Origin of the sequence: Microbacterium sp. TS-1, assembly GCF_000509385.1 — a bacterium.
GTDB lineage: Bacteria > Actinomycetota > Actinomycetes > Actinomycetales > Microbacteriaceae > Microbacterium > Microbacterium arborescens.
Genome location: NZ_BASQ01000001.1, coordinates 1,869,388 through 1,889,065 on the forward strand (window position 1 = coordinate 1,869,388; position 19,678 = coordinate 1,889,065).

The 19,678-nt window shown below is 71.4% G+C and carries 19 protein-coding genes; 14 read left to right on the top strand and 5 right to left on the bottom strand.

Annotated features, from left to right (window positions below; genetic code table 11):
* Window positions 1-7: 7 nt before the first annotated feature.
* Both MTS1_RS08705 and MTS1_RS08710 read right to left on the bottom strand, forming a co-directional pair.
* Window positions 8-727, bottom strand: coding sequence for an aspartate/glutamate racemase family protein (locus MTS1_RS08705; protein WP_023953163.1), 720 nt, complete (start codon window positions 725-727; stop codon window positions 8-10).
* Window positions 724-2,283 carry an NCS1 family nucleobase:cation symporter-1 gene (locus MTS1_RS08710; protein WP_023953165.1) on the bottom strand — a complete coding sequence of 520 codons (1,560 nt, stop codon included), beginning with the start codon at window positions 2,281-2,283 and terminating at the stop codon, window positions 724-726. The genes MTS1_RS08705 and MTS1_RS08710 overlap by 4 nt, the downstream gene beginning before the upstream one ends.
* Window positions 2,284-2,432: 149 nt before the next feature.
* On the opposite strand from MTS1_RS08710, the gene MTS1_RS08715 reads away from it, so the two are divergent.
* On the top strand, window positions 2,433-3,035 hold the full coding sequence (locus tag MTS1_RS08715; protein ID WP_023953167.1) for a helix-turn-helix domain-containing protein: 603 nt from the start codon (window positions 2,433-2,435) through the stop codon (window positions 3,033-3,035).
* Between the two features lie 38 nt (window positions 3,036-3,073).
* On the opposite strand, the gene MTS1_RS16445 is transcribed toward MTS1_RS08715, so the two are convergent.
* On the bottom strand, window positions 3,074-3,727 hold the full coding sequence (locus MTS1_RS16445) for a helix-turn-helix domain-containing protein (RefSeq protein WP_023953168.1): 654 nt from the start codon (window positions 3,725-3,727) through the stop codon (window positions 3,074-3,076).
* A 52-nt stretch (window positions 3,728-3,779) separates the two neighbouring features.
* Between MTS1_RS16445 and uraD the strand changes: the two genes are divergently transcribed.
* The 6 genes from uraD (at window position 3,780) to hpxO (ending at window position 8,623) form a co-directional block, all read left to right on the top strand.
* Window positions 3,780-4,289 (top strand): 2-oxo-4-hydroxy-4-carboxy-5-ureidoimidazoline decarboxylase, encoded by a 510-nt coding sequence (gene uraD, locus MTS1_RS08725; RefSeq protein ID WP_036305327.1) that lies wholly within the window; start codon window positions 3,780-3,782, stop codon window positions 4,287-4,289.
* Window positions 4,286-4,606: a hydroxyisourate hydrolase gene (uraH, locus tag MTS1_RS08730; protein ID WP_023953170.1), complete on the top strand. Its 321-nt coding sequence runs from the start codon at window positions 4,286-4,288 to the stop codon at window positions 4,604-4,606. The genes uraD and uraH overlap by 4 nt, the downstream gene beginning before the upstream one ends.
* Before the next feature lie 128 nt (window positions 4,607-4,734).
* Window positions 4,735-5,688, top strand: a complete 954-nt coding sequence (locus MTS1_RS08735; protein ID WP_023953171.1) for an ABC transporter substrate-binding protein — start codon at window positions 4,735-4,737, stop codon at window positions 5,686-5,688.
* 18 nt (window positions 5,689-5,706) lie between these two features.
* Window positions 5,707-6,618 (top strand): ABC transporter permease, encoded by a 912-nt coding sequence (locus tag MTS1_RS08740; RefSeq protein ID WP_023953172.1) that lies wholly within the window; start codon window positions 5,707-5,709, stop codon window positions 6,616-6,618.
* An 11-nt stretch (window positions 6,619-6,629) separates the two neighbouring features.
* Window positions 6,630-7,448, top strand: a complete 819-nt coding sequence (locus MTS1_RS08745; protein ID WP_023953173.1) for an ABC transporter ATP-binding protein — start codon at window positions 6,630-6,632, stop codon at window positions 7,446-7,448.
* The gene (gene hpxO / locus MTS1_RS08750; protein ID WP_023953174.1) at window positions 7,445-8,623 is read left to right on the top strand and encodes an FAD-dependent urate hydroxylase HpxO; all 1,179 of its coding nucleotides are present in this window, start codon (window positions 7,445-7,447) and stop codon (window positions 8,621-8,623) included. The genes MTS1_RS08745 and hpxO overlap by 4 nt, the downstream gene beginning before the upstream one ends.
* A gap of 31 nt (window positions 8,624-8,654) precedes the next feature.
* Here hpxO and MTS1_RS08755 read toward each other — a convergent pair whose 3' ends face one another.
* Window positions 8,655-9,173 carry an adenine phosphoribosyltransferase gene (locus MTS1_RS08755; protein ID WP_023953175.1) on the bottom strand — a complete coding sequence of 173 codons (519 nt, stop codon included), beginning with the start codon at window positions 9,171-9,173 and terminating at the stop codon, window positions 8,655-8,657.
* 78 nt (window positions 9,174-9,251) lie between these two features.
* On the opposite strand from MTS1_RS08755, the gene MTS1_RS08760 reads away from it, so the two are divergent.
* The 5 genes from MTS1_RS08760 to MTS1_RS08780 all read left to right on the top strand — a co-directional run bounded on the left by MTS1_RS08760 (window position 9,252) and on the right by MTS1_RS08780 (window position 16,625).
* Window positions 9,252-10,967, top strand: coding sequence for a glycoside hydrolase family 13 protein (locus MTS1_RS08760; protein ID WP_023953176.1), 1,716 nt, complete (start codon window positions 9,252-9,254; stop codon window positions 10,965-10,967).
* Window positions 10,968-10,982: 15 nt separating this feature from the next.
* Entirely contained in the window at window positions 10,983-11,987 is a 1,005-nt protein-coding gene (locus MTS1_RS08765; protein WP_023953177.1) for a LacI family DNA-binding transcriptional regulator, read from the top strand.
* Window positions 11,988-12,185: 198 nt separating this feature from the next.
* The gene (locus MTS1_RS08770; protein WP_023953179.1) at window positions 12,186-13,400 is read left to right on the top strand and encodes an amidohydrolase; all 1,215 of its coding nucleotides are present in this window, start codon (window positions 12,186-12,188) and stop codon (window positions 13,398-13,400) included.
* Window positions 13,397-14,356: a hypothetical protein gene (locus tag MTS1_RS08775; RefSeq protein ID WP_023953181.1), complete on the top strand. Its 960-nt coding sequence runs from the start codon at window positions 13,397-13,399 to the stop codon at window positions 14,354-14,356. The genes MTS1_RS08770 and MTS1_RS08775 overlap by 4 nt, the downstream gene beginning before the upstream one ends.
* Window positions 14,357-14,561: 205 nt before the next feature.
* Window positions 14,562-16,625 carry an APC family permease gene (locus tag MTS1_RS08780; RefSeq protein ID WP_023953183.1) on the top strand — a complete coding sequence of 688 codons (2,064 nt, stop codon included), beginning with the start codon at window positions 14,562-14,564 and terminating at the stop codon, window positions 16,623-16,625.
* Between the two features lie 110 nt (window positions 16,626-16,735).
* On the opposite strand, the gene MTS1_RS16060 is transcribed toward MTS1_RS08780, so the two are convergent.
* Window positions 16,736-17,683 (bottom strand): hypothetical protein, encoded by a 948-nt coding sequence (locus MTS1_RS16060; RefSeq protein WP_023953185.1) that lies wholly within the window; start codon window positions 17,681-17,683, stop codon window positions 16,736-16,738.
* 183 nt (window positions 17,684-17,866) lie between these two features.
* Here MTS1_RS16060 and MTS1_RS08790 point away from each other — a divergent pair, with 183 nt between their 5' ends.
* Together MTS1_RS08790 and sufU are read left to right on the top strand one after the other, a co-directional pair.
* On the top strand, window positions 17,867-19,195 hold the full coding sequence (locus MTS1_RS08790) for a SufS family cysteine desulfurase (RefSeq protein ID WP_023953187.1): 1,329 nt from the start codon (window positions 17,867-17,869) through the stop codon (window positions 19,193-19,195).
* A complete protein-coding gene (gene sufU / locus MTS1_RS08795) occupies window positions 19,192-19,650 on the top strand; it encodes a Fe-S cluster assembly sulfur transfer protein SufU (RefSeq protein WP_023953189.1) in 459 nt (152 codons plus the stop codon). Before MTS1_RS08790 ends, sufU begins: the two co-directional genes overlap by 4 nt.
* Window positions 19,651-19,678: the final 28 nt, after the last annotated feature.

Sequence of the window (19,678 nt, forward strand, 5' to 3'; positions counted from 1 at the left end):
GCGGCGGTTACCCCGATGTAACGCTCTCGTGACGACGCGGCGGGGCGGCGTACTCCTCGCGCTTGCTCGTCCCCACCCGCATCCGCACCATCGCCGACGCGAGCCCGACCGCCGCGCCGACCCCATCGACCACGGGAACGCCGACGCGCTCCGTCAGGGCGTGGCAGAGATCGGCCATCCCGGCGCAGCCGAGCACGATGACGTCGGCCCCGCCCGCCACCTCGGCGGCGCACAGCGCCGCGATGCGCTCGAAGGCATCCGACCCGGTGTCCTCGAGATCGAGCACCGGGATGCCGGAGGCGACCAGCGAGGCGCAAGCCGACGTCATCCCGTAGCGGGCGAGCAGATCGCGCGCCCGGCCGAGCGTCCGGCCGAGCGTCGTGACCACGGCGAACCGACGACCGGACAGGGTCGCGACGTGCATCGCAGCCTCGGCGATGCCGATGACGGGAACGTCGACGAGCTCGCGCGCGGCGTCGAGTCCCGGGTCGCCGAAGCACGCGATGACGTACGCGTCGCTTCCGCCGACGGCGAGGTCGGCCTCGATGATGTCGACGACCGAGCGGGCGGCGGTGATCTCGTCGAGATGGCTCTCGATCGCGGCCGCGCCGTCGGTCGGATGCGCGGCGACCACCTCGACCCCGGGCCCGGCGACCTCCCGGGCGGCGACGGCGATCTTGTCCGTCATCGCCCGGGAGGTGTTGGGGTTGATCAGCGTGATCCTCACGCGGCGCCCTCCGGCGCGGACTCGGGCAGGGTGCCGTCCGAGATGCCCTCGGTCTCGCCCGCGAACGTCGGGACCTGCGGGTCGAGCCGCTCGAACACCACGAACGCGGCGAACGCGAGGCCGCATCCGATGAACCAGGTGAAGTTCCCGATCCACGAGACGTCGAACAGCCCCATGTCGGCGAACGTCTTGGGCAGGATCGCGAGCAGGATCGTCGGGATGCCGGCCACGAGGAGCGTCTTCATCGCGTTCGGGTTGTACCCCTTGCGGTACCAGTACGCCCCGCTCTCGCTCATCGTGAACATGTCATCGGTGCGGATCCGCTGCTTGGCCGCGATGTAGTACCCCGCGACCAGCAGGCCGAACAGCGGGCCGATGAGGGCCGCGAGGATGCCGAGGGAGTAGTGGATGGCGGTGGCGTCGGAGTACCAGTTCCAGGGCGTGAGGAACACCGATCCGACCGCGGCGATCATGCCGCCCATGCGCCACGAGATCTTCTGGGGCGCGACGTTGGAGAAGTCGAAGGCGGGCGCGATGAAGTTGGCGACGATGTTGATGCCGACCGTCGCGGTGACGAAGGTCAGCCCGCCGAGCAGGATCGCGAAGGGGGTGTCGATCGCCTCGACGGTGTGGATGGGGTCGAGGAGCAGCTCGCCGAACACCGGCACGGTCGCGGCGGCGGTGAGCACGGTCAGGATCGAGAAGAACAGGAAGTTCACCGGAAGGCCCCAGAAGTTGCCCTTCTTGACCTGGCTGAACGAACGGCCGTACCGCGCGAAGTCGCCGAAGTTGAGCATCGGGCCGGCGAAGTATGCCACCACGATGCCGACCGCCATGGCCATGAGGCCGAGGGTGCCCCAGAGGTCGTGCGGCGCCGCCGCCGGGTCGGAGAGGTTCAGGTCGATGTTCTCCCAGCCGGCCTGGCTCACGAGGTACACCGCGAGCACGATCATCACGACGTAGACGGCGGGGCCGGCCCAGTCGATGAAGCGGCGGATGACCTCCATGCCGTTCCAGAACAGCGCGACCTGGGCGACCCAGAGGATCGAGAAGGAGATCCACCCGAGCGCCGAGAGCCCGAGGAAGCTCACGTCGAGCAGCGCCGCGGAGCCGGGGATGAACTTCAGGAAGATGATGTTCAGCGACTGCGCCGCCAGGAAGGTCTGCACGCCGTACCAGGCGATCGCGATGATGCCCCGGATGATCGCGGGGATGTTCGCGCCGCGCACCCCGAAGATGGCGCGGTTCACCACGGGATAGGGCACGCCCGTCTTCTGACTGGGCTTGGCGACCATGTTCGCGAAGACCTGCACGATCACGATGCCGACGACGAGAGCCACGAGCACCTGCCACGCGGCGATGCCGAGCGCGAAGAGCGACCCCGCCGTGACGTAGCCGCCGACCGAGTGCACGTCCGACATCCAGAAGGCGAAGATGTTGTACCAGGTCCACCTCTGCTTGCGGAGCGGGGCGAGGTCCTCGTTCGACAGTCGGGGGTCGTAGCCCCGATCGGGAACCGTCGTCTCGGCGGGCAGGATGTTCGGAGGAGCGGTCATGGCGTCGGAACCTTCCAGGAGGGGATCTGGAAAGTGAAGCTATGGGTTAATCGATCCCGGCGGGTTTCGCTGATGTAACGACGGTGTGAAGTTGGAGCTTCACAGCGGTCGCGATCGGACGCCGCCGCAGCCCGTTTAGACTCGGCGGCATGTCAGAGCTCGCGCTGGGGACCGGGACCGAGGTGGGCGTCCGGCTGCGCGAGCTTCGGCGGCAGCGAGGGATGTCGGCACGTGCCGTCGCCGCCGCGCTGGGCATCAGCCCCAGCGCGGTGTCGCAGATCGAGCGCGGCGTGCTGCAGCCGAGCGTCTCGCGGCTGCTCGCCATCACCGACGCCCTCGGCGTGCCCCTCGCCGCCGTCTTCGAGAGCGGTGGCGAGGCCCCCGCCGCTGCGCTCGCGGCGGAGATCGACGGATTCTCGCTGGTCCGCGCCGCCCAGGCCACGACGGTCGAGCTCGGCGACGGAGTGACCTTCCGCCGCCTGTCCCCCGGACCGAGCCCGGGAATCGACTACTTCCAGTCGACCTATCCGCCCGGGTCGTCGGCCCACCGCGACACCGACCTCTTCCGGCACGACGGGTACGAGGTCGGCACCATGCTCTCGGGCGAGCTGACGATCGATTTCACCGATGAGCGGGTCGTGCTGCGTCCCGGCGACACGATCAGCTACCCGTGCTCGCGACCGCACCGCATCCACAACGACGGCGACGAGACCGCCGTCGCGACCTGGCTGATCGTCCACGGGCCCGCGTGAGCTCGGTCGGACGCCGGCGCGCGCGAGGCGCCGGGGACTCAGCGCCCCGTCGCGCCGTCGACCGGCCCCGTCGACCCGACGACCGTGAGCCACGTCGCGACCGCGACGCTGTCGGTGCGGTTCGCGACGCGGTGCGGTCGGGATGCCGCGAACGAGAGCGACTCGCCCGGGCCGAGCTCGACCTCGCCGTCGGCGAACTCGAAGGTGAGCGTCCCTGTCACGACGAGCCCGCTCTCGTAGCCTGCGTGAACGAGGAGGCCGCCGTCGGCGCTCGAGCTCGCGCCCGGCGGGTAGGTCGACTCGAAGTGCTCCACGCCACTGATGGGCACGGGCGTCAGCCGCCGGTAGGTGACGCCGCCGCCGAGGTGCGCCGTGGTCTCGGTGCCGACGCGGGCGACGAAGACGCCGGGGACGGGCTCGTTCAGCTCGCCGGGGGCATCGGCATCGGGGATCACCGCGACGGCGTGATCGTCGAAGATGACCGACACCGGAGCGCCCAGCACCCCGACGAGCTCGACGAGCCGGTGAACCGACGGCTGCATCGCACCCGTCTCGATCTGCGACAGGGCGCTCGCCGAGATGCCCATCTCCTGCGCGACCGAGGCGAGCGAGCGCCCCGTCCGGGTGCGCAGCGCCCGCAGGCGGCGCCCGATCGACGCGGGAAGGTCGGGCTCGGCGCGCTGCGGTTCCACGGCACGATGATATGTAACGCGGGAGAAACGCGGTGACAGTACCGTGACGCGCATGCACCTCGACGAGTTCCACGCCCTCAGCGCGGACGATGCCCGACGCGTCGTCGCCGTCTGGGCCCCCATCCCCCGCTGGGTCGAGACCCTGGTCGCCGGGCGGCCTTACCGCGACGTCGCGGAGCTGGGCGCCCGGGCGCGGGCCGAGGCGGCGCACTGGAACGAGGACGACCTCGATGCCGCGCTCGCGCATCATCCGCGCATCGGCGCCCGCGTCGACCAGCCGGGTGCCGAGGGCGACGCGTCGCGATCCGAGCAGGCCGCGATGCGGTCGGCATCCGATGACGACGCCGCCGCGATCGCGGCGGGCAATCGGCGCTACGAGGAGCGGTTCGACCGTGTCTTCCTCATCCGGGCGGCCGGCCGGACCCCGGGCGAGATGCGCGCCGAGCTCGAGCGGCGCCTCGGCAACGACGACCGCACCGAGACGGCCGAGGCCCTCGGCCAGCTGGCCGAGATCGCGCTGCTCCGCCTGTCGCAGACCGTCACCACGGAGGCGCCGGCATGACCCACCTGACCACTCATGTGCTGGACGCGGCGACCGGCACTCCCGCTGTCGACGTGGCGATCGAGCTCGCCGACGCCCGCGGAACCGTCATCGCGACGGGCTCGACCGATGCCGACGGACGGCTCGCGCTCGGGCCCGACCGGCTCGAGCCGGGAATCTACGCGCTGACGTTCGACACGGGCGGGCACTTCGCCCGGGCCGGCACCGCGACCTTCTACCCGTCGGCGACCGTCAGCTTCACCGTCGGCGACGAGCCCCACCTGCACGTGCCGCTGCTGCTGAGCCCGTTCGCGTACTCGACCTACCGCGGCAGCTGAACCCCGCGCTCACGCACCTTAAGCGCTGGCTTAACAAGGTCGTTACACGGCCTTCACCTCGCGAGCGATCGGAAACCGTTGAATGACGGCAGTCCTCTGCACCGCCGTCCTCCTCCGATCGGAACCCCATGCGCGCACGTTCACCCCGCGTCGTCCTCCTGGCCGCCGTCTCCCTCGCCGCCCTCGTCCTCGCCGGCTGCAGCTCCGCCGGCGACGACGCCGCGGGCGATGACGGCGTCGAGACCGTCAAGGTCGGCACCCTGCGCGGCCAGCCGCACTTCTACCAGCCGTTCCTCTACGCCGACCACGCCGTCGACGGCGTCGAGTTCGAGGTCGTGACGCTCGACACCACCCCGGCACTCTCCGACGCGCTCGTCTCGGGCAGCATCGACTTCGCGATCACCGGCGTCACCCCGACCATCTCGTCGATCTCGCAGAACCGCGACCTGCGCATCGTCGCGAGCGCCGCCGACGGCGGGTCGGGCTTCATCGGCAACGGCGAGACCTCCCTCGCCGAGCTCGCGGGCTCGCAGATCGGCATCGTCCAGGGCTCGGCGCAGGAGGTCGCGCTGCGACTGCTCATCGACGAGGCCGGCATGTCACCCGACGACTTCGAGCTCACCCCGATCCCCGTCCCCGAGATGGCTTCGGCCTTCGCGAGCGGCGACATCGACGCCTTCATGGGAGTCGAGATCGGCGTCTCGATCGCGAAGGCCGCCGGCGGCACCGAGGTCGTCGACCCCTACTCCACCCCCATCGGGCGCGTGAACATCGGACTCGTCACGACCGGCGAGCTGATCGAGGAGAACCCCGAGCTGGTGCAGCGAGTCGTCGACACCCACGCCGCGACGACGGCCTACATGGCCGACAACATCGAGGAGTGGCTGCCCAGCATGGTCGAGGAGTTCGGCGGCGACGAGGAGGTCCTCACCTCGGCGCTCGAGAACTTCTGGCTGCGGTCGGACCTCTCGGACGAGTACGTCGGCCAGCTCGAGGCCCTCGCCGGAGCCATGGCCTCGATCGGCCTGATCACCTCGACGCCGACCGCCGACACGATCGTCGACACGAGCTTCGCCGACTGACCCGCGGGGAGAAGCACCATGACCGACACCGTCCCGTCCGGGCGCACCGACGACGCAGCCGTCGTCGCCGGTGCGCCGGCGAGCGCGCCCGTCCGGCGCCGCCCGCCGGCACGCCGACCCAACCAGCGGGCAGCTCTCTACCGGTTCCTGCTCGGCCTGCCGGTGCCGTTCCTCTTCGTCGTCCTGTGGCAGATCGGCCGCGACCAGGAGTGGGAGATCCCGCTCATCGGCATCCGGATGGCGTTCCTGCCGACGCCCGCCGAGGTCGTGACGTCGCTGTGGGACTACGGGTTCGGCGGCGTGAACGACGACGCCTTCTCGGGGGACCTCTGGGTCAACCTCGGCACGTCGGCGCTGCGCGTGCTGGTCGGCTTCGCGATCGCCGCGGCCATCGCGATCCCCCTCGGGATCGTCATGGGCCGCTCGTACACGATGGACGGCCTCTTCGACCCCTTCATCAACCTCTTCCGTCCCATCCCGGCGACGGCGTGGGTCCCGCTGGTCGGGCTGCTGATCGGCTGGGGCGACCAGGCGACGATCTTCCTCATCGCCCTCTCGGCGTTCTTCCCGATCGTGCTGGGAGCCATCAGCGGGTCGAAGGAGGTGCCGCAGCGGCTGGTCGAAGCCGGTCGGATGCTGGGCGCCCGGCGCAGCGAGATCCTGACGCAGGTGGTCGTCCCCGCATCGGCGCCGTCGATCATGAACGGCCTGCGGGTCGGCCTCGGCATCGCCTGGGTCGTGCTCGTGCTCGGCGAGTCGGTGGGGGTGAACGTCGGCCTCGGGTCGGCCATCATCCTCGCCCGCGACGTCGTGCGCACCGACATGGTCGTCGTGGGGATGGTGACGATCGGCGCCGCCGGCTTCCTCTCCGACCGCATCCTCGTCGGGGTCTTCCGTCTCGCGACGCGCGGCCGACCCCTCATCAAGTGACTGGAGCGACGATGACCGACATCATCTCCCCCGCGGCGGATCTCGCCGCCGACACCTCGGCCTCCGTCGAGATCGTGGGTCTGGGCAAGCGCTACGGTCCCGAATGGGCGGGCACCCAGGCCGTCGCCGGCGTCGACCTGAGCATCGCCTCGGGCGAGTTCGTCGCGATCGTCGGGGCCTCCGGATGCGGCAAGAGCACGGTGCTGCGCATCCTCGCCGGCTTCGAGGAAGCAAGCAGCGGCTCGGTCTCGGTCGGCGGCGCCCCGGTCACGCGTCCCGGGCCGGATCGCGGAGTGGTCTTCCAGGACTACGGGCTGTTCCCGTGGCTCACCGTGCGCGAGAACATCGCGTACGGCCCCCGGCGCCGGCGCCTCCCCCGTGCGCGGGTGAACGAGCTGGTCGACCGCTTCCTCGCAGCCGTCGGGCTGACCCGGTTCGCGGCCACGTACCCGGGGCAGTTGTCGGGCGGGATGCAGCAGCGCGTCGCGATCGCACGCGTGCTGGCCAACGAGCCCCGCGTGCTGCTCATGGATGAGCCGTTCGGCGCCCTCGACGCGCTGACGCGTTCCGACCTGCAGGCCGAGCTCAAGCGCATCCACCTCGAGACGCGCACGACCGTCGTCTTCATCACCCACTCGATCGAGGAGGCCGTCTTCCTCGCCGACCGGGTCGTCGTGATGACCGGTGGCGCGTCGCACGGGGTGCCGGGGCACATCAGTCGCATCGTCGAGATCGACCTGCCCCCGCAGCGCGACATCCTCTCGCCGGCGTTCGCCGAGTACAAGCGCACCATCTCCGACCTCGTGCACGAGCCGGTGGCGGCGGCATGAAGGTCATCGTGATCGGCGCCGGCGTCGGCGGCACGAGCGCCGGCATCGCCCTGCAGCGGCTCGGCCACGACGTCGTCGTCTACGACCGGATGCGCGAGAACCGGCCGGTCGGCGCGGCGCTGTCGCTCTGGTCGAACGGCGTGAAGGTGCTCAACTGGCTGGGAGTGGGGCCGGAGGTCGCGGCGCTCGGCGGTGCGCTCGACCACATGGCCTACCGCGACGGCATCACGGGCGAGGAGCTGTGCCAGTTCTCGCTCGCGCCGGTCGAACAGCAGACCGGGCAGCGCGCGTACCCCGTCGCACGCGCAGACCTGCAGAACCTGCTGATGGAGCGGTTCGGCACCGACCGGATCCGGCTCGGCATGCAGCTCGTCGGCATCGACGACGACGGCACGACCGTCACCGCGACGTTCGCCGACGGCACCACCGATACCGCCGACATGCTCATCGGCGCCGACGGCGCCCGGTCGTTCACGCGCGACTACGTCACCGGCGCCGACGAGCCGCCGATCGAGCGGACGTACGCCGGGTACACGAACTACAACGGACTCGTCGCGTTCGACGGACGCATCGGGCCCGACGACCAGTGGACCACCTACGTCGCCGAGGGCAAGCGCGCGGCCGTCATGCCGATCGCCGGCGGACGTTTCTACTACTGGTTCGACATCCCGCGCCCCTCCGGCGAGGACGGCGACGCCCTCGCCGAGCTGCACGAGGCGTTCGCGCACTGGGCCCCCGGCACGCGGGCGCTGATCGAGGCGATCGAACGCGAGGGCTCGCTGAACCGCGTCGAGATCTGGGACATCGACCCCTTCGACACCTGGACCCGCGGACGCGTCGCGATCCTCGGAGACGCGGCGCACAACACGACGCCCGACATCGGACAGGGCGCATGCTCGGCGCTGGAGGACGCCTTCGCCCTCGGCATCGCGGTCGCGACCGACACCGTGTCGGTCGAAGACACGCTGCGGCGCTATGCCGCGTCGCGCGTCGAGCGGGCCGGTGACCTCGTGCTGCGGGCCCGCGCCCGCGCGGCCGAGACGCACGGCGCCGACCCGGAGGTCACCGCGAATTGGTATCGGGGCCTGCGCGGCACCGACGGGGCCGGCATCATCCGCGGCATCGTGGGCAACATCGCGGGCAGCCCGATCAACCTGGGGGCCGGCGTGCTCTGACGGCGCCCCGCCCGCGAGGGCGCGAGCGAGGTCAGACGCGGAAGATCGTGTGCACCGGACCGCAGACGTCCTGCCCGCCGAGCTCGGTGAGCTCCATCAGCACGGCCGTCCCGACGGTCCGGTGGCCGAGGCCTTCGAGCAGGCGCTGGGCGGCACGCAGGGTTCCCCCCGTGGCCAGCACGTCGTCGACGAGCAGCACGCGGGTGCCGCGGGGCAGGTCGTCCGCCATCTCGATCGTCGCCTGACCGTACTCGAGGTCGTACGAGACGGATGCCGCCGGGCGCGGCAGCTTGCCCGCCTTGCGGATCGGCACCATGCCGACGCCGCTCGCGGCGGCCACCGCACCGGCGATGAGGAATCCGCGTGCCTCGACGCCGGCGACGACGTCGAACTCGCGGGCGAAGGGCGTGATGATCGCGTCGATGACGGTGCGCAACGCGGTCGCGTCGGCGAGCAGCGGCGAGATGTCGCGGAAGAGGATGCCCGGTTCGGGGAAGTCCGGGATGAGCGCGATGAGCGACTCGGCGTGCTCGAGGGGGTCGGAAGTCACCGAACCACCCTAGGCCTGTTTCGAGAGGCCTCCGACGGTGACGACACGACTGCAAGCGCTTGCACTAGAGTGAGCGCCATGACCTCCTCCTCCGTGGACACGGCGGCATCGACCCTCGCCCCGATCGGGATCTCCCGGCCCGGCGCCGAGTGGTGGCGCACCGCCGTCATCTATCAGATCTACCCCCGCTCGTTCGCCGACGCGTCGGGTGACGGCATCGGCGACCTCGCCGGCATCACCTCGCGCCTGGGCGACCTCGCCGACCTCGGCGTCGACGCCGTCTGGCTCAGTCCCTTCTTCCGGTCGCCGCAGAAGGATGCCGGGTACGACGTCTCCGACTACTGCGACGTCGACCCGCTCTTCGGCACGCTCGCCGACTTCGACACCATGCTCGCGGAGGCGCACGACAGCGGCATCCGGGTCATCGTCGACCTCGTCCCCAACCACTCGTCCGACCAGCACGCGTGGTTCCAGCAGGCCCTCGCCGCCGAACCCGGCAGCCCCGAGCGCGCGCGCTACATCTTCCGCGACGGCAAGGGCGAGAACGGCGACGAGGCTCCCAACAACTGGGAATCGGTCTTCGGCGGCCCCGCCTGGACCCGCACGACGAACCCCGACGGCACGCCGGGCCAGTGGTACCTGCACCTCTTCGACTCGACCCAGCCCGACTTCGATTGGTCCAACCCCGAGGTGGGCGACGAGTTCGAGCGCATCCTCCGCTTCTGGCTCGACCGCGGGGTCGACGGTTTCCGCGTCGACGTGGCCCACGGACTGGTCAAGTCCGACGGTCTGCCCGACTTCGTGCCCGCCGAAGACGCCGGATCGATGGGCGGCGACAGCCTCGATGTCCCCTACTGGGGCCAGGAGGGCGTCCACGACATCTACCGCCGATGGAACCGCATCCTCGCCGAGTACGAGGGCGACCGGGCCCTCTGCGCCGAGGCGTGGCTGCCCACGGTCGACGAGACCGCTCTGTGGGTGCGCCAGGACGAGATGCACCAGGCGTTCAACTTCCCGTACCTGCAGACCGAGTGGGATGCCGACCACCTCACCGAGGTGATCTCCGAGTCGCTGCGCGCCTTCCCCGCCGTCGGCGCGCCGGCCACCTGGGTGCTGTCGAACCACGACGTCGTCCGCCACGCCTCGCGCCTGGCGCTGACGGCCGAGAACCCCCAGGGCCACGGCCTCGGACCCGACTCACCCGGCCAGCCGGACCCTGTCGTGGGCCTCGCCCGCGCCCGCGCCGCGACCACGCTCATGCTGGCCCTCCCCGGCTCGGCGTACCTGTACCAGGGCGAGGAGCTCGGGCTTCCCGAGGTCGTGCACCTGCCCGACGACGCCCGTCAGGACCCGACCTGGTTCCGCACCGACGGCGAGCGCTACGGCCGCGACGGATGCCGCGTCCCGATCCCGTGGGAGGCCGACGCCCCCGGCTACGGGTTCAGCCCCACCGGCGCCTCGTGGCTGCCGCAGCCCGAGGAGTGGCACGGCCTCGCACGTTCGGCGCAGGACGGCGACCCCGCCTCGACTCTGACGCTCTATCGCGAGCTCCTGGCGGCGCGCCGCCGGCACGACCTGGGAACCGGATCGCTCGAGTGGGTCGATCTGCAGCTCGGCGACGACGTCGTAGCGTTCCGCAACGGTGACGTGCTCGTCGTCGCCAACACCGGGACGGATGCGGTCGCACTGCCCGCCGGTGAGATCCTGGTCTCGAGCGTCGCCGGCCTCGCTGAGCGCGCTGGAGGCGGCTCCGAGCTGCCCGTCGACGCGGCGGTCTGGATCCGCGCGAGCTGACGAGAGGAGCGGGGGATGGTCGGCATCGACGACGTCGCGCGACGCGCCGAGGTCTCGACGGCGACCGTCTCCCGCACCCTCAGCGGCCGTGGTCCGGTGTCGCCCGCGACGCGCGAGCGCGTGCTGCGTGCGGCATCCGACCTCGGCTACGTCGTCTCGTCGGCGGCCTCGAGCCTCGCGTCCGGACGCACGCGCAACATCGGTGTGCTCGTTCCGATCCTGGACCGCTGGTTCTTCTCGCGCGTGCTGACGGGCATCGCCGCGACACTCCAGCGCGACGGCTACGACGTCGCGCTGTACGCCCTCACCGCCGAGGCCGACGAGCGCCGCCGGGTGTTCGCGACGTCGCTCCGGCGTCAGCGGGTCGACGGGGTGATCGTCGTGTCGATGGCGCTCGCACACGACGAGATCGCGCAGCTGGGCGACCTCGGCCTTCCGGTCATCGCGATGGGCGGGCAGCTGGCCGGCCTGCGATCGCTCACCGTCGACGAGATCGAGGTGGCCCGGACCGCGACCGAGCACCTGCTCGGCCTCGGGCACCGCGACATCGCCCATATCGGTCTGCATCCGCAATTCGAGGGCGACTTCCACATCCCGTCGCAGCGTCGCCGCGGCTTCGAGGCGGCCTTGGCCGAGGCCGGTCTCGCACCGCGGGCCGATCGCTTCGCCGCCGCGGACTTCACGATGGCCGGCGGGCACGACGCTGCGACGCGGCTGCTCCGCGACGCGGAGGCACGACCGACGGCGATTTTCGCGGCCTCGGACGAGATGGCGATCGGCGCGATGCTCGCGGCGCGCGAGCTCGGGCTGCGCGTGCCGGAGGACGTGTCGGTCATCGGGGTCGACGGCCACGACCTCGGCGGGTTCTTCGGGCTCACGACGGTCGACCAGTTCCCGGGGCGGCAGGGCGAGCGCGTGGCCTCGGCGATGATCGCCGCCCTGCGCGGGGCGGCGTCCGAGCCCCCGGCCGACCTCGACTTCGCCCTCTTGGAGCGGTCGAGCACGGCCCCACCCGCCTGAGTCGGGGCCCGAGGCGGCCGGGGCCGCGCCCACGCCGGGGCCGCGCCGGCGCCGATACATTCGCCGGACCCGCGGGGCCGGTGGGGTCCGGACGCCGCGTGCACACGACACCAGCACCGCGCATCCGACAGCTGTATCGCCCCGGGCTCTGCAACGGCCCCTAGGCGGCGCGCAGGCGGCCTCCCGTAGGCTCGAAGCATGGCCTTGGACCTCGACGCCCTCTACACCGACCTGCACCGGCACCCGGAACTGTCGTTCCAGGAGACGCGGACGGCCGCTGTCATCGCGGCTCGGCTCAGCGAGCTCGGTCTCCCGTACGAGGAGGGCGTCGGCCGCACCGGTGTCGTGACCGCGATCCGCAACGGAGACGGTCCCGTCGTGTGGCTCCGCGCCGACATGGACGGCCTGCCCGTTCCCGAGCAGACCGGCCTCGATTACGCCTCCACGGCGCGCGGCGTCGACCCTGCCGGCAACGACGTGCCCGTCATGCACGCGTGCGGCCATGACATGCACGTCACGGCACTGCTCGGCGCCCTCGAGCAGCTCGTCGGGACGCGCGACGAGTGGTCGGGAACCGTCGTCGCCGTCTTCCAGCCCGCCGAGGAGTACGGCGCCGGCTCGCAGGCGATGATCGCCGACGGCGTGCTCGACCGCTTCCCGAAGCCCGACATCGTGCTGGGCCAGCACGTCACCCCGCTGCCCGCGGGTGTCATCGGTGTGCGACCCGGCACGCAGATGGCGGCGTCCGACGGCCTGACCGTCGTGCTGCACGGCCGCGGCGGACACGGCTCGCGCCCGCATTCCACGATCGACCCGGTCGTGATGGCGGCGGCGACCGTCATGCGGCTGCAGACGATCGTCTCGCGTGAGGTCGACCCCCGCGACGTGGCTGTCGTGACGGTCGGCTCGATCCACGCCGGCCTGAAGAACAACATCATCCCCGCCGAGGCCAAGCTCGAGCTCAGTCTGCGATACCCCGACGACGAGGCCCGCGAGCGCGTCCTGGCGAAGGTCGAACGCATCGTGCGCGCCGAGGCCGCGGCATCCGGCGCCGAGACCGAGCCGACCATCACGACCGATCACACCCTGCCGCCCACGATCAACGACCACACGGCGACCGCACGCCTGACCGCCGCCTTCGAGCGCGCGTTCGGCGAGGGCAGCGTCGTCGACCCCGGCATGTTCACCGGAAGCGAGGACGTCTCGTGGTTCGCGCGCGAGGCCGGCGTTCCGCTCGTGTTCTGGTTCTGGGGCGGCGTCGACCCGCAGAAGTTCGCGGATGCCGTCGCGGCGGGCACCGTCGAGCGCGACATCCCCACCAACCACTCCCCGTTCTTCGCGCCGGTCATGCACCCGACGATCGAGCGCGGCGTCGAGAACCTCGTCGTGGCAGCCAAGGAGTTCCTCGCATGAGCGACCCCAACGACCCGTTCGCCGATTTCGAGCCCTACGAGCCGCCGGCCAAGCCCGAGCGCGCGAAGCGCGAGAAAGCACCCCGGGAGCCCCGCGAGCCCCGGGAGCCCCGCGCGAAGAAGCCCCGCGCATCGCGCGAGCCCGGTCCCAAGCGCGAGAAGGGGGCGGGGACGCCCTCCGTCATGGCGGGCTGGCCCGACGAGCCCCTCGCGCCGCGTCCGGCCGAGCCGAGCGACGGCGGCGGCGGCGGCGATCGTCGTCTGCTCGTCATCCTCTCCAGCATCGCCGGACTGCTGGTCGTCGCAGTCGTCGTGGTGTTCGCGATCTACCTGACGCAGCAGTCCCAGCGTCAGGAGCCCGCGGCCGACCCGGTGCCCACGGCTCCGGCGACGCAGTCGATCCCGCAGCCGTCGGCGACCCCGCAGCCGTCGGAGAGCCCGAGCGCCCCAGCAGCGACCTCCGGCGTCGCGGTGACCGCCGACGGATTCACCATCAGCGACGCGAGCGGTTCGATGGTCTTCACGCACGCGTGGGCGGATGACGCGGCCCCGGCCGTGGCGGCGCTCACCGAGCTCTTCGGCGCGGCGCCGACGGAGGACTTCCAGAACGGCGACGCGGAGAACTACGCGTATCGGATCTACGCGTGGGAGGGCTTCCGGCTCTACGACGTCTACCTCAACGAGAGCAACCGTCCGCGATCCGAGGTCCCGGCACCGACGTTCATCTCCTACGACTCGGACATCGACGTGCCGGTAACCGACGACTTCGGCGTCGGGCTCGACATGTCGGCCGACGAGGTCGCGGCGCTCGGTCCCGACTCCGGTCAGGGCGGATCGTTCGTGTTCGGCTCGGATCGCAACACCTTCTACCAGGACGGGCAGCGCCGCTTCGGGGCAGCCGTCACGGTCGAGGGCAGCAAGGTCACCGTCACCTACACCTTCCGCGCCGGCCGCTGAGTCTGCCGCGGGTCGGCCGCGGGGCGGGCCCGTGCCGCGATCCAACGGATCGTCACCGACGCGCCGCGGCGCGGCATCCGTTCCCGGCGCGCCGTGACCGATTCGTTGCATCCGCGCACGCGGGCACGGCGAGAAAACGGCGGTTCGACAACGCTCTGGTGACGCTCGGCGCGGCGAGATTGCGCAGGATGCCGCGCCAGGCGTAATGTCGCCCGCCGTGACCACTGACAGTCGCGAACCGGGCGAGGAAACCACGCCTATCGCGAAGCGCATCCTCATCGGCGACCCGCTCGATTCCGAGAAGCTCGACGACCAGCTCCTGCCCAAGCGCCGGGCGCTTCCGATCTTCGCCTCCGACGCCCTGTCGTCGGTCGCCTACGCGCCCCAGGAACTGCTGATGATCCTGGCGATCGGCGGCACGGCGATGCTCGCCTTCAGCCCGTGGGTCGCGCTCGCGGTCGTGGCCCTGCTCATCGTCGTCGTGCTGAGCTACCGTCAGCTCATCAAGGCATACCCGTCGGGCGGCGGCGACTACGAGGTCGCGCGCACGAACCTCGGCGAGAAGGCCGGAGTCGTCGTCGCGGCCGCGCTGCTGGTCGACTACATCCTGACGGTCGCGGTGTCGGTGGCATCCGGTGTCGACAACATCATCTCGGCGTTGCCCGGTCTCGCCCCCTGGCGAGTCGAGTTGGCGGTCGGGTTCGTCGTCCTCATCATCATCGTCAACCTGCGCGGCGTGCGCGAGGCGTCGTCGGCGTTCGCCGTGCCGACGTACATCTTCATCGGCTCGGTCGGCGTCATGGTGGCGACCGGGCTCATCCGCACGCTGCTCGGCGACGCCCCCGTCGCCTCGAGCGCGCAGTTCGCGATGGAGGCCGAGAGCCTCAGCCAGGTCGCGCTCATCCTCCTGATCCTGCGGGCGTTCTCGAGCGGCTGCTCGGCCTTGACCGGTGTCGAGGCGGTCTCGAACGGAGTGCCGGCCTTCCGCGCGCCGAAGATCGCGAACGCGCAGAAGACCCTCGTCATGATGGGCACGATCGCCATCCTGCTGTTCTCGGGCCTGACGGCGCTCGGCCTCATCGCCGGCGTCCACTACGCGGAGGACCCCTGCGCCCTCGTCGGCTTCGACTGCGTCAACCAGCCGCAGCCGAGCCTCATGGCCCAGATCGCGGCTGCCACCTTCGGCATGGGGTCGATCCCGTTCTTCATCATCCAGGCGGCGACGGCGTGCGTGCTGCTGCTCGCCGCGAACACGGCGTTCAACGGATTCCCGCTGCTGGGCGCCGTGCTCGCCCGCGACGGGTACGCGCCGAAGTCGCTGAACACCCGCGGCGACCGGCTCGTCTTCTCCAACGGCATGATCATCCTGGGGCTCGCCGCGATCCTCGTGCTCGTGGTGTTCCAGGCCGACCTCACGACGCTCATCCAGCTGTACATCATCGGCGTGTTCGTGTCGTTCTCGCTGGGCCAGGTCGGCATGGTCAAGCACTGGCGGCGCGAGCTGCGGCTGCTGCATCCGTCGGCGTCGGCCGACCGCGCGGAGGCCCGCCGGGGACTGGTCATCAACGGCATCGGCGCGACCTTCACCGTCGCGGTGCTCGTCATCGTCACCGTGACGAAGTTCACCCACGGCGCCTGGCTGGTGTTCATCGCGATCCCGATCCTGGCGTTCCTCATGGTCGGCGTCAGCCGCTACTACCGCGACGTCGAGCACGAGATCGCGATGGACGACGACGTGCATTACGGCTCGACCGGTGACGTCGCCCTCGTCCTGGTGAACCGCCTGCAGAAGCCGGTCGCGAAGGCCGTCGACTACGCCCTCTCGGCCAAGCACGACAAGACGATCGCCGTGCACGTGGCGGTGTCGAAGGAATCGGCGCAAGAGATCCAGACCGACTGGGAAGTGCACGGGATGCCGGTGCCGCTGGTGATCATCGAGTCGCCCTACCGTCAGTACGCGGCCCCGCTCGCCGCCTTCATCCGCAAGTACCGCGAGAAGCACGGCTCATCCGTCGTCACGGTCTACCTGCCGCAGTACATCGTCGGGCACTGGTGGGAGACCTTCCTGCACAACCGACGCGCCCGGCGCATCGCCCAGCAGCTCATGATGGTGCACGGCGTGCAGATCACCCTCGTTCCCTGGCTGCTCGACTCGTCGGAGATCGTCTACGGCCGCCGCTCGCGCCCGATGCCCGGCGACGACCGCGCCGGCCGCGCCTCCGCGACCTACGGCCTGGTGGCCCACACCGAATCCCCCGACGAGCGCTGAGCCCGCGCCCGGCGCCCGGCGCGCGCGAGAGCGCTCCCTCTCGGCGAGGGCGCACCTTTCACGGTGCCTTCTCGCGGCAGCGGTACGCGCTCGCGCGGCGGATCAGGGGGTCAGGGGGCGAGGAGGAGGCGCTCGCGGCGGGAGAGGAGATCGGCGGTGCGCGCGGATACGGCATCCGCTCGCTGGGCGAGATAGTCCTTCAGCCCGCGCAGGCGCAGATCGAGGTCGGATGCCGCGGCCTGCGCGTCGGCGATGCGCTGACGCACCATGAAGTCGGAGATCACGTTGTCGAACAGCACGTCGAAGACGGCGAGCGACTCCGAGATCTGCACACCCGCGACCGGCGGCGCGTCGATGTCGGCGAGCTCGGTGGCGAGCGTCTCGAGGGCGCGGTTGACGGCCGCGAAAGCACGCGCGGAGCGTCCGATCCGGTCGTGCTTCATCCAGTCGGCGATCATGCCGCCGCCGAAGAACGTGTCGTAGGTCGACCAGCCTCCCGCGGCATCGAGGTCGCGCTGGGCGACGGCGAGCGCCTCCTGCGCCTGGCCGAGAGCGACCTGCGCCTCGGTGATCTCATGCGACTCGGCGCTGAGCTCGCCGGCCTCGGCGTCGAGTCGGGTGAGCTCGGCCGCGGCCTCCCGGCCGGCCACGCGCAGCTCTTCCTCACGCCGTCCGAGAGCAGCGGAGTAGGCGGCGTCCACGTCTCCCAGCGCGGCGATCTCGCCCTCGATGCGGGCGAGGTCGGCCCGGGCGTGCGCGAGTCGCTCGGTCGCGCCGTCGACGGCGTGCTCGGCCGCCTGCTGCTCCGCGCGTTCGACGGCGAGCTTGTCGTCGATGTCACCGCGGAGGAGGCCCCACACCTGCGCGGGCGAGAAGCGCTCGAGTCGACGGACGTCCGCTGTCTCGACCCGCAGCTTCTGCTGCATCTCGGTGAGCTCGCTCTCGCGTTGCTCGACGAGGCGGCGCGCGGCGTCGGCGTGCACGGCCAGCTGGTCTCGCCGGGTGCGGTCGCGCGCCGCATCGTGCAGTCCGCTCGGGTCGGGAGTCGTGTCGCTCATGCCCCCATCGTGCCAGCGCTCCCCGTCCGGCGCCCCGGCCCTGCCGATGCCCCGGCTCGAGTGCGCACCGGCGCGGCGAGCGCGTACCCCGCACGGTGCATTCTGGTGGCGGCGGTACGTTCTCGCCGCCAGCCGGCCACCCGCGCCCGAGCTCGGGTCGGTGGGCGGGCGTAGCCTAGAGGGGTGAGTTCTTCCGCCGTTCCCGCCGCGTCGCCGCGCGTCAGCCCGCTCGACGCGGTGTCGTTGCGCGCCGACTTCCCGATCCTCTCGGAGCAGGTCAACGGGCACCGGCTCGTGTACCTCGACTCCGCCGCGACGAGCCAGAAGCCCACCGCGGTCCTCGACGCCGAACGCGCCTTCCTCACGCACGCCAACTCCGCCGTTCACCGCGGCGCGCACACGCTCGCCGCAGAGGCGACCGATCTCTTCGAGGACGCCCGTGCCGCCGTGGCCGGGTTCGTCGGCGCCCAGCCCGAGCAGCTCGTCTGGACCAGCGGCGCGACGGCCGGCCTCAACCTCGTCGCCTACGCGATCGGCAACGCCACGCTCGGCCGCGGCGCGCCCGCATCCGCACCGTACGCGCTGGCACCCGGCGACGAGATCGTCACGACGGCGATCGAGCACCACGCCAACCTCATCCCCTGGCAGGAGCTCGCCGCCCGCACCGGCGCCGTGCTCCGCCACATCCCGGCGCGTGCGGACGGCACGCTCGACCTGGATGCCGCGGCATCCATCATCGGCGAACGCACCCGGATCGTCGCCTTCACCCACGTCTCGAACGTGCTCGGCATCGTCAACCCGGTCGCCGAGATCGTGGCCCTCGCGCAGGCGGTCGGGGCGACGACCGTGCTCGACGCGTGCCAGTCGGCCCCGCACCTGCCGCTCGACCTCCCCGCGCTCGGCGTCGACCTCGCCGTCTTCAGCGGCCACAAGATGCTCGGCCCCTACGCGATCGGCGGACTCTACGGCCGCGCCGACGTGCTCGACGCGCTGCCGCCGTTCCTCACCGGCGGGTCGATGATCACGACCGTGACGCTCGACCACGCCGAGTACCTGCCGGCTCCCCAGAAGTTCGAGGCCGGAACGCAGGCCGTCGGACCGGCGATCGGTCTCGCCGCGGCTGTCCGCTACCTGCAGGATGTCGGGCCGGCGAACATCCACGCGCACGAGGTCGCCCTCGCCGAGCGCATGGGTGCGGGCCTCCGCGAGATCCCCGGCGTCCGCCTGCTCGGCGACGCACCGGGAGCCGATCGCGTCGGCCTGTGGTCGTTCGACGTCGCCGGGGTGCACGCCCACGACGCGGGGCAGTTCCTCGACGCGCAGGGCATCGCGGTGCGCGTCGGACACCACTGCGCAGCTCCGCTGCACCGGCAGTTCGGGATGACGGCATCCGTCCGCGCCTCGACGGCGCTGTACAACACAGAGGACGACGTCGACCTGTTCCTCGACGCGGTGCGCGGCATCCGCGGCTTCTTCGGCGTCACCGACCAGGCCGAAGGGGCACACGCATGACCGGGCTCGACTCGCTGTACCAGGAGCTCATCCTCGACCACTCCAAGCACCCGGTCGGCAACCCGCTGCACGACGTCGGCGACGCCGCCCACGCCGACTCGCACCAGAAGAACCCCGTCTGCGGCGACGAGATCACGCTGCGCGTCGCCGTCGACGGCGACCGCATCACCGAGGTCTCGTGGGAGGGCACCGGATGCTCGATCTCGCAGGCCTCGGCGTCGATGCTCGCCTCGCTGGTCGAGGAAGAGGTCGAGGGCGACGGGATGACGCGCGCCGACGCGGCCGCCCTCATCGAGCGCTTCCGCGAGGCGCTGCGCTCGCGCGGCAGCATCCCCCTCGACGAGGAGACCTTCGGCGACGCCGCGGCCCTGTCGGGCGTCTCGAAGTTCTCGGCGCGCGTCAAGTGCGCGATGCTCGCCTGGGTCGCCCTCGAAGACGGTCTCGGGCGGGCCTGAACCCCGGCCGTCCGGGCAGGCCGCGGGC